This window comes from Microcoleus anatoxicus, from assembly GCF_042465725.1.
Lineage (GTDB): Bacteria > Cyanobacteriota > Cyanobacteriia > Cyanobacteriales > Microcoleaceae > Microcoleus > Microcoleus anatoxicus.
Genome location: NZ_CP120853.1, coordinates 216,546 through 229,626 on the forward strand (window position 1 = coordinate 216,546; position 13,081 = coordinate 229,626).

Consider the following 13,081-nt stretch of genomic DNA (forward strand, 5'->3'; position numbering starts at 1 on the left):
GGACCGCGAGTTCGGGGAGGGAGTAAGAAGTTCACAAATGATTTAGGATTGCTATAGTTTGAATTAATGGGTAATTGGTAATAGGGTTGAATGTTACCAAATTTTGTAGGGGCGGGTTTTACCAACAATATATAATGACGATTGAAAATCTAGATCAACCCGCCCTCACACCACCAACAATCTAGATATACAAAATTTTGTAGGGGCGGGTTTTATAGATGGTTTACTATCCATATTTATGGTGAAACCTACCCCTACAAGTTCCCTTAAAAATTGGCGGCGTAAGTTAATTCAAATTGACGGCCTAGGGTTATACAGCAATAGTTTGGTCGATCGAATACTAAGTTGTAATTCATTTCCCCGTCTATTTTGATTACCGGTTGTTTTAAAGGGATGCCATGAATGTTATATTGGCGACGTTCTAAGGCACTCCAGTCAATGATTTTGATATCGATTTGGTTCTGCAATTCACTGGCTAACAAAAATAGTTCCATCTTGTCTTGAACTTTGCCAGTCAAGGGTATTTTCATTAACACTAACTGGGTAACAAGGGGTTTTTGTTCGTTGGGAAACTTCTGGGTGTGGCAATGTCCAAGTTCTATATCATAAGGTTCTACCTTGAATTTGTCTTTGGAAAGGAGGGAAGATGCGTGCAAATCTTTGAGGCACTTTTCCAGGTGGGGAATCAACCCCAAGTCTGGATCGCACAGGAGTTTGCGAATATTGGAAGTTTCGGTGACTGTCATGTTAGATTTTTGATGTTATTTTTTGATTCTTACTTTTAGCTTAGCGCTAAAGGTATCGGTCTAAAATCTATTTTTTCGTGAGTTTCCAGAGATTAAGCTCGACTGTATCGGTAATGGGGTCTATTTTATAGTTTTGCTGCTGGATTCCCGATCGCAATACTGAGGATGGTCTGTATAAAAACAGGTCACTAAAACCCTTGGGAATTGTAGGTACTTGGGGTTTGGCAAGTGCCAATTCCCGATTTTTGTAGCAAGCAGTGTAGCAGCGGGGTGCAATTAGTAGTTTGACTTTTGGTTCTAGCTGATAGCTTAAAGGCATAATATATGCTATATTGGCATCGCTAATGATTAGCGGCTTGGTGGCTTGATTAATCGCCTTAGCTACTTCTATTTCCGTGAGTAGCCAACCACTGCCTTTATTCCACCAAATGTCTGCTTGAGAAATTATTCCCGCGGATATAATGCCGGCAGAAAACAGTGCAACCATAATGAATTTCCACACATTTTGGTGCTTATTACCATCGAGATTGCCACTAATTTTTATAGACAGTAGATAAGCAACTGCTAGCTGAATTCCCACATAACATGGCACTAAATATCGCGGATTTGCCGATCGCCTTCCACCTTTAAGTATATCGGGTACTGCTAAAAATAACGCCGTTGTTGCAATTGTTAACAATATCAATAGCCAAACTCGTTTTGGTGTATGTCGGCACAGGAAAAACATTGCATATCCCACCAAAGCGAGGATAATTAGACTCACAGGAATTAGTAAGGCTACTTGTGTGGTACTAGCACTGCCATCAATGCCTAGATCGAAAAAGGCGATGGTGACGGAACCAACCCACCTGCTAACTAATTTTAAGATATTTGCCTGTTCAGTCCAGACTGTGGTGCTTTTAATTTGATTGATGTTTTCTGAAACATTGATAACCGAAGGCATGAAAGCGATAAATGCTACTAAAGCTGCTACATAATAGGAAATAAAGGTTTGAATGTCGCGCCAGTTGGCAATGATTGCGATGTAGATTGCATGGGCGGCGGCGACGCAGATAAATAACAAGTGGGTGTAAAGTCCCATTGCTAAGGTTACTGCGTAAATTATCCAGTGGAAAATCAGCGAAATGGGGTTGAGATTTTCCTGTACCCGCGTTGCTCGCAGCAGGGATGCTGTTGATAAAATAGTAGTGACAGTCCATAAACTGTATTGTCTGGCTTCTTGGGCAAACAGAATATGGTAGGGAGAAATGGCAAAAATGGCGATCGCCATCCATGCTACAGTGCTAGAGGCAAATAATTCCCAAGCTAGCCAATAAATGGCGGGAAATACTAGCAAGCTAATCGCCACAGCTAAACTTCTCATGGCTGTGACAGAACTGCCGAACCATTGCCCCCAATATCGGGCTAGTATGTAATACAGTGGCGGGTGCTGGGAGTCTTCGGTTGCTAAAGAATGTAGGGTGTCAGTTAAATTGTGTTCGGGATTTATCTGTTGATATTTTTGTAAATCTGAGGGCGATGTTATTTGCTGGTAAGAAAAGTTTTTGACCATTTCGGCTTCGGTGTAGCCGGCAACTCTCAGGGAAGTATAGGTTTCGTCGATCCAGTAAAACTTGCGATCGATATTTGCAAAACGAAAAAATATACCCAGGACTAATATAAATATCATTAAAAATCGCAACCCCTTGTGCAGTGGAGGATGCTGAGAAATTAGTCCATCGCCATTTTGCGGAAATTCCATTTTAAATAAACTCACTTGGGGTTGCTAGATAAATGCTCATTATTTGACTATTTTCCAGAGAAGTATTTCTTGGTCTTGACCGTAAATTATTTCTATTTTATATTGATTAAACTCGCGGATTTGTTTTTGTAAATCCTGGGAAATATTGTACAGAAGTATCGGGTCAAAATTTCCAGAAAATTCAATATTTTTGGGTGACATTATTAATAATTTAGCTTGTGGTTCTATTTGGTGACTCATACCTAGTAAATTGCCGATATTCAATACACTATAGCCTGAAAAGTCTGTGATGATTAATGGATTAGAAGCTGAGTTGACTGTGCGGGCGATCGAGTTATTAAGCAGAGAACCAGATTTATTCCACCAAGTATCTGCTGACAAATAGAGACTCGATGAAATAATTCCCATTGAAAGCAGAAAAACTAGAGCAACTCTCCACAATTTTTGTAATTTAACTCTGATTAGAAGTTGAGTAAAAAGAAAAGCAACAGATATCTGCATTCCTAAATAACAGGGAATCATGTAACGAGTGTTTATCGATCGAATCCCTCCTTTAATTAAGTCCGCTGGTAAGAAAAATACTACTGTCATGCAGGTTAATGTAATTACAAATAACCAAACTCGCATATCTGTTTTCCGTAAAAGTAGATAATAAGAATACCCAACCATGATTAAAATCATGAAAATAACTGGCAAAGTAGATATCAAATATGGTCGTGGCAAATTCCAGTAAAATCCCACGTCAAAAAACTGATTGCTAATGTTCAGAATCCAACTTTTTATCAATTCTAAAAGCGGTCTTCTCAGCGATAGCCAAGAAGTTTTATCGCTGGCATAGTTGAAGTTTTTTATAAAAACTATAACCCAAGGCGAAAAAATTAGGAGCCCTGTAATTGTCGCTAAAAAATAGCCAATAACTGTCTTGTTAATGCGGAACTTTTCAACAATGACTACATAGATACCATGTCCTAGGGCAACCATGGCAAATAAGAGGTGAGAATACATTGCCACAGCTAGTGTTGTAGCATAAATTGCCCAACTACTATTAGTTTTTAGGCGCATTGCTCGTAGCAACACTGCGCTAGACAGTAAAATTAACAAAACAAACAAACTGTAAGGTCTAGCTTCCTGAGCGTAAACTACCTGAAAAGGCGATACAGCTATGATGGCAACTGCTAACCAAGCTGTCAGCGATGACTCAAATAACTCTAAACATAGCCAGTACATACAAGGTAATGCCAGCAAGCTAAAAACTGCCGACAAACTTCTAGTTACTGCGATGGAATCTCCAAACAGTTGCACCCAAAATCTGACTGCTACAAAATACAGGGGAGCAAGTTGAGCTTCTTCTAGCGCCAATCCTTTTACGGTGTCAAGAACGTTTTTTTCTGCATTGAGATGCTGATATTTTTCGAGGGTTTTTATTTCGTTAATTTTGCCCTCGCCTAACTCTTTAATTAATTCAGATTCTGTATAACCGGAAACTCGCAGAGAAGTGTAACCTTCGTCTATCCAGTAAACTTTATTTTCGAGATTGGCGAAACGAAAAAATATCCCTAGGACTAATATAACTATAATTAAAAATCGCAGCCCGTTGTGCAGTGGATGATGCTGAGAAATTAGTCGATCGCCATTTTGCGTAAATTCCATTTTAAATCAACTCCTATAAAAAGAATACTCCCTAGCCGACGCTATAAGTAGATGTTCTCCTTAAGTCCCCCACACATAAATACTTTCATCAGTCGGTTTATTACCGCTATTAAAGGCGCGGAGGCAGTATTTCCGCAGTCCTAGTTCATTGTTTATATTTTAATAGCTTTGTCGTCTTTAAATATTAAGAATTAAGAAAGATTCACGGCGGTTAAAACCGCCCGTGTCGCTTCCATCTCAGGTCTAAAGACTCGCTCGTTTTTCGCTTTCCGATTATTTTTTATAACTGCCGATCGGCCATTCTGTCATGGGGTGAAAGGCTACAATGTTCGAGAGACCATGGGGCGGGCGACAAATCATGATGTAGACTAGGTGTAAAAATCCCACTAACTTCCTATTCCTATGAAAAAAGTCCTTTACTGGTTGATGGGCGAAAAGGCAGGCAGAACCATAGTCGGTGCCTGGAACTGGCTGTGGGGACTACCCGTAGCATCCGGCGGCGAGGTGTCGGTGGCGGTAGCCGAAGAATCTTTGCGATCGATGCAAGAATCAGTGCAAAAGCTAGCAACAGCCGTATCTACCCAAGTTGCAGCCTACCAGCGCGCCAAAACTAAATATGAAGAAAAAGTCAGGGAAATGCAAACTGTAGAGCGCCAAGCCATAGCAGCCCAGCGCAACGGTAATGAAGAAGCAGCCCGCTTAGCAATGTCGAAGGTGATTCAGACAGAACAAATTTTGCCACAGTTAGAAGCGCAAGTAAAACAAGCCGAACAGTACGTCAACGCTTCCAAAGACAAGCTGAATCGAGAGCGGATGAAGCTGGAAGCCTACAAAACCGATATGCAAAATATGAAAGATATGGCCGAAATTAACGAAGCGCTTGGTTCCATCGCCAAAGTCAACAACGACTTGAGTATTGATTCAGCCCGATCGCAATTTGAGCAAGCCAAAAACGCCGTCCAAGGCCGCAATCTGCAACAGCAAGCTTTAGCAGAGCTATCAGAGAACCCCCAAGAAAGACTTCAGGCAGAATTAGAAAAAATGACCATAGACGATGAAGTTAATCGCAGACTGCGAATGTTAAACAATTCAGACAACCCAGAACTTCCCAACTAAGGAGAATTTTATGGCTAAGAGTAGCGGGCCTCCCCCCATAGTTTTTATTCTGTTATTTTTCTTGCTCGCCGGTGGCGCGTTCTTTTTTCTGAATAAACCAGCATCCCAGGATGCCCAAAATACACCCACTCCCACACCCGCAGCCTATGGTGGAGCGAATCTGCCTCCCGTGGCCCCGGTATCGAGCGGAGCATCTCCGGTTGCAGCTAGTTCTTTTGCGCCTCCAACTTCTGTTGCTCCCGGTACTGGAGTGAAAATTGACGGTTCTACCAGCATGGTGACAATCAATCTCAACCTTAAGAAGGGCTTTCAAGGCAAGTTTTCTGGCACTACAGTTGATACCAAAGCAAATGGTTCTGCCAACGGAATTAAGGATTTGGTGGCGGGAACAGCCGATATTGCTGCGGTATCGCAACCTTTGACTGCTGGAGAACAAAGTCAAGGTTTGACAGCAGTACCTGTGGCCTTGGATGCGATCGCCCTTGTAGTCGGCACTAACAACCCTTTCACAGGAGGTTTAACTGTCGCTCAAGTTCAAGATATCTTCAAGGGAAATATTCAAGATTGGTCGAAAGTCGGTGGCCAGCCTGGCCCGATTAAAATAATTAATCGACCAGAAGTTAGTGGCACTCACCAGACGTTTAAAGAACAGGCTCTCAAAGGTGCTAATTTTGCTACGGGGCCAAATATTACTACTCTCGATCGAGATGTGACTACTCCGCTGCTGCAAGCTTTAGGGAATAATGGCATTGGGTATGCGACTTTCGCTCAAGTAGTCAATCAGAAAACGGTACGGGTTGTGCCGGTAGACGGGGCGACACCGGATGCTGGTAACTATCCTTATCAGCGACAGTTGTATTACGTTTACAAAAACCCTCCTAGTCAAGCAGTAAAGGACTTCTTGGGTTATGCAACTTCCCCGGAAGGACAAAAAGCGATGCTTGCCGAAAATTGAGCCGAAAGCTGATGATATCGCCAGACTCAAGTCTGGCACTACACAAGCGATGTCCGCGCAACGCGACACTTAATTCTTTAGTCCGCGCAGGCGGACTTCGTTTGTGTAGGCGCGGTTTCCAACCGCAGGCAGGGTCTGATAGGCTAATATTCGATGTGATTTAAAATCGAAGGTTTTTCTGTGAGCAAAAATCGCGAACCAGTCGAGAGTTTAATTCTCTACTATTTATTCAAGTGGTCCATTGTCAGCCCGATGTTACACCTTTATTTTCGGGGTCGCATCTACGGTGCCGAAAATGTTCCAAGTTCTGGACCACTGGTAGTAGTCAGCAATCATGCTAGCGATTTTGACCCGCCTATTTTATCTAATTGCATGAGACGACCGGTGGCATTTATGGCTAAGGAAGAGTTATTTAAAGTGCCTATTTTGAAACAGGCGATCGCCCTTTATGGTGCTTATCCAGTCAAACGGGAAAGTGCCGATCGCAGTGCGATTCGATCGGCTCTCCAATATTTAGAAAATGGATGGGCAACAGGTGTATTTTTGCAAGGAACCAGAACAGTAGATGGTAGAATTACCGATCCCAAATTAGGTGCTGCACTGATAGCAGCTAAGGCTAAAGCACCGCTGTTACCTGTTAGTTTGTGGGGAACTCATGCTATAGCATCTAAGGATTCAGCACTGCCGCGAGCGGTGCCGCTGACGGTGCGAATTGGCAATTTAATTGCAGCGCCGAGTTCGTCGGAGCGATCGGAATTGGAAGCCTTGACTCAAAGATGCGCTCAAGAAATTAATGCCATGCACGATTTAGGGCGTTGAATTTCCATTAAGGAAATTGGTGCTATAGCCTTTGTCAGTTAGGTGAGGTGAGCGTGTAATGGGTAATGGGGAACCCCCCCTGAATCCCAGGTAGGGCATTACCTATTACCAATTACCTAGGGATTACTGAATATCGCTTTTTGGCGATCGGCAGTGAGCGATTATTCAACCAGAGTTAAAGATGAGTTTTTTTGATCTTGCACTTTATTCTCGATCGCGCGATCGAATAGCCTTTCGCCACGTCAAGTGCGATCGATTATTCAGCAAGCCCTAGTTAAAAAAACAGAATAGCCAAACCCCCGACTTATTAAAGAAGTCGGGGGTTTCAATTGTGATATATATGCCAGGAGTAATTCCTATTCCTCTCAAAGCTTTTTCAGATCTAAAACAAGTTTGTGTTATCGACCTTGTGAGTCAGAAACATCTGCTATCAAATCATCTTTATCAACTTTCGGCACAAAATCAGGTCGTTCTTTGGATTCCCAACCGGGGGGGCGCTTAGAGTTGTACCAAGCAATGGAGCCAATACTAACCGCAGCCACAAATCCAACACCAAGAACTGCGAGGGGAATCATTAGGTTGCTATCTACCATTTTGTGCAAATCCTTATTTACTCTACTTATCTAGTATCTTATCTGCTAAGCGCCCTAACTCAATGTATCTCAAGACAGAAAAAGTGTGGGAATTGAGATGGGAGAATTATTCCCACGGCTGAATCCGGGGCACCGGACTCCTTTGGTTTCGGTGATAATGTTGAGATGTTGGAAATTGGAGCTAATTTGATTATGCTGTTGTCGATCGCATTGTTATTAGTCGCCAGTTTCGCGATCGGTGCTTTACCACTAACGGGTTGGGCGGTGAGAGTCTTTGCGGGCAAAGATTTGAGGGTATTGGGTACCGGCAATATGGGCGTGTCAGCGGCTTTCATTCACGGCGGAAAGGTAGCGGGAATTGCTGCGGTGTTGGCGGAAATCGCCAGAGGTATGATACCAGTTTTGGCGGGGCGATTTTGGTTCCCCGATACACCTGCGATCGCCCTTACCCTGTTAATTCCTCTAGTTGCGGGCAGATATGCGATCGCCCGTGGAGGAGGAGTCACCAACGCTGTTTGGGGTATTTTCGCATTTTCCCCAGCGGTGGCTATCACAGCGGGCATTTTTGGGTTACTGGTGTGGCGTTTGGCTGAGGTTGTGTGGGGTAAGGGCGATCGAGCGCGGCTGTTTGCTTCCCGTTGCGGATGTCTGTGCACCCCAATCTGGTTTTGGCTATGGCGACAAAATACCACAGAATTTTTAGCAGCGGCAGGATTAGCCTGTTTACTGTTCACAATTAGTCTGCGTCAGGGTGATGATATGGCCTTATCTAAATCGGAAAAATTGCTCTCTCTCGATGACTCATTAGATGCGAAAGTCTGTGGCGATAAAGCTGCGAAATTGTCTCTACTGAAACGAGCCAAATTTAATGTACCTTCTGGTTGGATATTATTGCAAGGCAATCCCAATCTAGCCCCAAGGGGGGAAAGTCAACCGCCCCTTACCGCCTTGGGGGAAAGTCAACCCCCCCCTACCCCCCCCAAGGGGGGAAGTCAACCCCCCCTTACCGCCTTGGGGGAAAGTCAACCCCCCCCTACCCCCCCCAAGGGGGGAAAGAAAGAGGGAAGAAAACATGAGGAATTGTCAATTTCTGATGCTGTAATCCAACATCTCACATCCCAAATTCCCAATCAGATGATTGTGCGCTCTTCTGCTGTAGGAGAAGACGGCGATATTAGTTCCGCGGCGGGACAATATGAAACGATTGGGCCTGTTTCAACGGAAGCTCAATTGCGGGAGGCCATTAATTGTTGTCGCCAGTCTTATTGGACTTCCGAAGCAGTCGCTTACCGCCACCAGCGACAATTGCCTGATACCCAAATGGGTGTCTTAATTCAGCCTTATATTGACGGCAAAGTTGCGGGAGTCATGTTCACCCGCAATCCTTTAGATGGTGGTTCTCAGGTAATTATTGAAGCTTTACCGGGAGGAGCAGAATCTGTTGTGGGCGGACAAATTACTCCTGTTCATTTAGAAAATGATTTTAGTACGCCTGAGTCATTACAAGCAAGTTTAATTAAATTTGAAAATAATTCTGTTATTGCTAAGTCAATGGTAGCAGAATTGGTAAAACAAGCGCAAGCAATCGAAGCATTTTTTCATGGCATACCCCAGGATATTGAGTGGAGTTGGGATGGTGAGCAAATTTGGATATTGCAAAGCCGCCCGATTACTAATTTGCAGCCATTCTGGACGCGAACTATTGCCGCTGAAGTGATTCCCGGTGCAATTCGTCCCCTAACTTGGTCGATTAATCGCCCGCTGACTTGTGGAGTTTGGGGAGAAATTTTTCAGGTGGTTTTGGGCGATCGCGCTGCTAATTTAAACTTTAATGAAACTGCCACTTTGCTGGGTTCTCACGCTTATTTTAATGCTACTTTGTTGGGCGAAATTTTTCGGATGATGGGATTACCTGAGCAGGGTTTGGAATTTTTGCTGAGAGGGCAAAAAATGGGCAAGCCGCCTTTGGGGAAGATTTTGCCATCTTTGCCCGGTTTGTGGCGTTTGGTGCAGCGAGAGAGGGCGCTCAATGGAGAATTTAAGGGCGATCGTACTGCTATTTTCCTACCTGCAATCCAAAAATTAGAGAAGTCAGAAGTCAACCCCCCCCAACCCCCCCCAAGGGGGGAAAGAAGAGGGGAAAATGCTCAAGATTTAATGGGATTGTTGGAGAGAACCGAGCAAATTCAAGAGTTGTTGAAACCAATTACTTACTACAATATATTAGGTCCGATCGGCCTGGCAATTCGTAAAGCAATTTTTCGGGTTCCCGACGAATGGTTAGACAATGATAATGCACCGGAAATTGCATCGGTACGAGCTTTACAGCAGTTAGCCCAAAAGTTGCGACAAGCTGCGATTTCGCAATCGGATGAAACTATTTCAACGGCAAAATTAGCCCAGATATTTGCTGAAAGTTCTGCTTTACAAGCGGAATTTGTACAGTGGCTTGATACTTACGGATATTTGAGTGAAGTGGGTACGGATATTGCTGTTGCTACTTGGCGCGAACAACCGGAAGCTTACCAGAAGTTGCTCCTAACTATGGCACAAAAATCGGTGGTAACTAATTTAGATGCAACTCGAAAATTAGGGTTGACTTTTTGGCAGAAATGGCGATTAGATAAATGTCAGGAAAGAGCGAGAGTCAAAAATGAAATTAGCCAAGTCTACGCCCGGTTGTTGGCTCATTTGCGCTGGACTTTTTTGGAAATAGAAGCTGGTGGCTTAGCAATGGAGGTGTTCGAGGAAGCTGGGGATATCTTTTATTTGGAATTTGGGGAGATTCAGCAGTGGATACGCAGTGGCGATCGTGTTTCGTTTCAGGATACAATTAGGGAAAGGCGCGAACAGTTAAAAGTCGATCGCCTCCGCCCGATTCCTCCTGTAGTATACGGTAATCTACTGCCCAATTCTCAAGAAAAGACGAGAACACCAGCGACATCTACAACTAAAATCATCCAGGGAATTCCCGCAAGTATCGGCCGTGTCGAAGGCTTGGTCAAGATTTGTCGCACCGTGACTACAGATTTAGGAGAAAATGCGATCGTAGTAGTTCCTTACACCGATGCAGGTTGGGCACCGCTGCTATTAGGAGCAACAGCAATTATATCTGAAGTTGGCGGCCAACTATCTCACGGAGCAATTATCGCTCGCGAGTATAAAATTCCCGCAGTCATGAATATTGCTGAAGCGACAACACGCTTCCGAGACGGTCAAAAAGTGCGAGTAGACGGATATCTGGGCACTGTAGAATTACTCGAATAAACGGAAAGAAAAATGTAAAAATTCATACATTCTGTAGGGGCGGGTTCCACCAACAATAATTGCCCAAAACAAACAATCTCGCAAACCCGCCCCCACCCCACAAAAAACCTTTCCTAAGCCTTCTGTAGGGGCGGGTTCCACCAACAATAATTGCCCAAAACAAACAATCTCGCAAACCCGCCCCCACCCCACAAAAAACCTTTCCTAAGCCTTTAAGAAATTTTGAACAACATAATTGCCAACATTTCTGCCAGAACTTAAACCATCCACGTTAGCACTCATGAAATGGATGCCTGCGTAAAGGCGACTCATACCAGATTCATCCGCAGCTTGGGCAAAGTTGTCAAAACTTCGCAAAGTGTTAACAGTTTTATCTCCTTTGTCCCCAAAGCCAAAATCTGAACCAAATACTGAGTTCATAACAGGCTCTGCCGCACCGCTAAAGGTACTGTGACCCGACGTGTACTCAGGGAAGGGCGGAGTTACCAGCAGCGGAGTCCACTGGGGGTCGGCTGTCGTGCTGGGGTTGTTGTCCGTATCAGCTTGGCGGATGGCTGTGACCGGCCGCCACAGGTTGTACTGGTACTTGGCATCCCACGAACTAATAGCTGCATCGGCTTCGGCAATATTTAGCAGGGCGAACAAGCGGGCGGTATCTTCCAGGGAGTTACCCGTCAGGGCCGATGCGTCTTGGGCGATTTGGTTCCAGTGGCCAGGAGGGGTAAAAGTACCTGCACCGTTGGCCCAAAATTTAGCAATCACTGTCTGGTCTGGAGTCCGCGTGAGACTGTCAATGTTGCCGATTTCTTTGACATAGTTCACTTCCTCTGCATACTTGGCACTGTCGAGGGCGGGAGGGCCAGCAGGACGGAATTGGGAACCGCTAGTCATCGCAAAGGGAGTCACATCTGGCCACTGTGGCAGCAAGGCGGAAGCCAAAGCGGGGGGCGTCGGCACCCAAGTTCCGGGGTTGGTGGTGGGGTTGTACTGCACTACTTTGGTTGCACCGTCTGTACTCCGCCAACTAATCATGTTGTCGGCAACCTTTTCTCCCAGGGCGATGCCGTCGTCTTTGGATTTGCCGTCGGGGATTTTGGCTAGAGACGATGCGTAGGCTTCATTGAATTTGACTGCTTGGGCTGGGTAAAGGCTGACTAACACGCGGTGGGCGGCCGCCGCCGTGGCTGCTTCTTCTGATGCGCCCGGTGGTGCATCTATTTGCACGCGGTAAGGGCTATATTTTTTACTGATGGAGTTAACAGCGTCGTAAATGGCTGCATGAACCATTGCCATGTTGCGCGCAGCGAGGGGAGGTGCTGTGCTGGCTGTCCGCACCGCATCGAGGAGAGTGGTATTCCAGTCTGTGACAGCGTTTCCTAATATCTGAGTTGTGAAGTTGTTGGAGTTGATGGTGCTACTGTTGACTCCTGGTAATACTGCTAAATACTCTCCGGTAAGTTTGTCTTGAATTATGGTGCTGTTGCTGTTAGCATCCGTGCCTTGCTGGATGTTTAAATCTTCAAAGGTGAGGCCGTTTAGCAAGCGAATTTTGTCATTCCCGTTGCCGAAATCGCTGATGTAATCTGCTGTGGCAAAGGTTGTGCCTCCACTACCTTTGGCAATGGCAAATATATCATCGCCTTCCCCACCGGTGATGGTATCGCTGTCTAGACCACCGTAAATGATATCGTTGCCGGAGTTGCCCACAATTAGGTCGCTACCTTTGCCTCCCCAGAGGATATCGTCGTCTGCACCGCCAAAAATGCTATCGTTTCCTTGGTCGCCACAGATTTTGTCTTTGCCTCCATCCCCTTCGAGAAAGTCGTCTCCACTATTGGCATAAATTATGTCGTTACCATCCAGGGCACTAATTTTATCTGATGCGGATGTTCCTTCGAGATAGTCAAATTTTGGAGTTCCCGTGAGAGATGCCATTTTTTTTATTTTCTATTCTGGATTAAACAGCAAAGACTAATAATACTATCTATAATGATTAGGTCTGTTTGCTGCTGACTTAATCTTATTAAACTTTGTGCTTGGTTAGCAAATACCCCCACCGTAACTTAATTAAATCTTTAGTATTTAACGGGTTTTTATGATTTTTTTTCGATGTAAATATGCGTAAAAATACGGTTGTCAAAACTAATTTAAATACTGCATCTTTGTTAAATATTTACAATAAAACGGTTTTTTT

Annotated in this window: 9 protein-coding genes; 4 read left to right on the top strand and 5 right to left on the bottom strand. The window is 44.6% G+C overall.

Annotation, left to right across the window (positions count from 1 at the left end; translation table 11 throughout):
• Positions 1-266 precede the first annotated feature (266 nt).
• The 3 genes from P2A85_RS00995 to P2A85_RS01005 all read right to left on the bottom strand — a co-directional run bounded on the left by P2A85_RS00995 (position 267) and on the right by P2A85_RS01005 (position 4,137).
• A complete protein-coding gene (locus P2A85_RS00995; protein ID WP_340519759.1) occupies positions 267-746 on the bottom strand; it encodes a hypothetical protein in 480 nt (159 codons plus the stop codon).
• A gap of 67 nt (positions 747-813) precedes the next feature.
• Positions 814-2,487, bottom strand: coding sequence for a glycosyltransferase family 39 protein (locus tag P2A85_RS01000; RefSeq protein WP_377477070.1), 1,674 nt, complete (start codon positions 2,485-2,487; stop codon positions 814-816).
• A gap of 39 nt (positions 2,488-2,526) precedes the next feature.
• Positions 2,527-4,137 (bottom strand): glycosyltransferase family 39 protein, encoded by a 1,611-nt coding sequence (locus P2A85_RS01005; protein ID WP_377477072.1) that lies wholly within the window; start codon positions 4,135-4,137, stop codon positions 2,527-2,529.
• Positions 4,138-4,539: 402 nt separating this feature from the next.
• On the opposite strand from P2A85_RS01005, the gene P2A85_RS01010 reads away from it, so the two are divergent.
• The 3 genes from P2A85_RS01010 (at position 4,540) to P2A85_RS01020 (ending at position 7,027) form a co-directional block, all read left to right on the top strand.
• Positions 4,540-5,253, top strand: coding sequence for a PspA/IM30 family protein (locus tag P2A85_RS01010; RefSeq protein WP_371124453.1), 714 nt, complete (start codon positions 4,540-4,542; stop codon positions 5,251-5,253).
• Positions 5,254-5,263: 10 nt separating this feature from the next.
• Positions 5,264-6,208: a phosphate ABC transporter substrate-binding protein gene (locus P2A85_RS01015; protein WP_377477074.1), complete on the top strand. Its 945-nt coding sequence runs from the start codon at positions 5,264-5,266 to the stop codon at positions 6,206-6,208.
• A gap of 180 nt (positions 6,209-6,388) precedes the next feature.
• The gene (locus tag P2A85_RS01020) at positions 6,389-7,027 is read left to right on the top strand and encodes a 1-acyl-sn-glycerol-3-phosphate acyltransferase (RefSeq protein ID WP_340522365.1); all 639 of its coding nucleotides are present in this window, start codon (positions 6,389-6,391) and stop codon (positions 7,025-7,027) included.
• Positions 7,028-7,425: 398 nt separating this feature from the next.
• Here the strand turns inward: P2A85_RS01020 and psb35 are convergent, their stop codons facing one another.
• Positions 7,426-7,620: a photosystem II assembly protein Psb35 gene (psb35, locus tag P2A85_RS01025; RefSeq protein ID WP_341732821.1), complete on the bottom strand. Its 195-nt coding sequence runs from the start codon at positions 7,618-7,620 to the stop codon at positions 7,426-7,428.
• A gap of 165 nt (positions 7,621-7,785) precedes the next feature.
• Between psb35 and P2A85_RS01030 the strand changes: the two genes are divergently transcribed.
• On the top strand, positions 7,786-10,887 hold the full coding sequence (locus P2A85_RS01030; RefSeq protein ID WP_377477076.1) for a glycerol-3-phosphate acyltransferase: 3,102 nt from the start codon (positions 7,786-7,788) through the stop codon (positions 10,885-10,887).
• A gap of 204 nt (positions 10,888-11,091) precedes the next feature.
• On the opposite strand, the gene P2A85_RS01035 is transcribed toward P2A85_RS01030, so the two are convergent.
• On the bottom strand, positions 11,092-12,822 hold the full coding sequence (locus tag P2A85_RS01035; protein ID WP_377477078.1) for a chemotaxis protein CheB: 1,731 nt from the start codon (positions 12,820-12,822) through the stop codon (positions 11,092-11,094).
• Positions 12,823-13,081 lie beyond the last annotated feature (259 nt).

Excerpts from the sequence above, each read along its gene's own strand:
- P2A85_RS01010 (WP_371124453.1), top strand. The coding sequence starts at position 4,540 with ATGAAAAAAGTCCTTTACTGGTTGATGGGCGAAAAGGCAGGCAGAACC.
- P2A85_RS01015 (WP_377477074.1), top strand. The coding sequence starts at position 5,264 with ATGGCTAAGAGTAGCGGGCCTCCCCCCATAGTTTTTATTCTGTTATTT.
- P2A85_RS01000 (WP_377477070.1), bottom strand. The coding sequence starts at position 2,487 with ATGGAATTTCCGCAAAATGGCGATGGACTAATTTCTCAGCATCCTCCA.
- P2A85_RS01030 (WP_377477076.1), top strand. The coding sequence starts at position 7,786 with ATGTTGGAAATTGGAGCTAATTTGATTATGCTGTTGTCGATCGCATTG.
- psb35 (WP_341732821.1), bottom strand. The coding sequence starts at position 7,620 with ATGGTAGATAGCAACCTAATGATTCCCCTCGCAGTTCTTGGTGTTGGA.
- P2A85_RS01005 (WP_377477072.1), bottom strand. The coding sequence starts at position 4,137 with ATGGAATTTACGCAAAATGGCGATCGACTAATTTCTCAGCATCATCCA.
- P2A85_RS00995 (WP_340519759.1), bottom strand. The coding sequence starts at position 746 with ATGACAGTCACCGAAACTTCCAATATTCGCAAACTCCTGTGCGATCCA.
- P2A85_RS01035 (WP_377477078.1), bottom strand. The coding sequence starts at position 12,822 with ATGGCATCTCTCACGGGAACTCCAAAATTTGACTATCTCGAAGGAACA.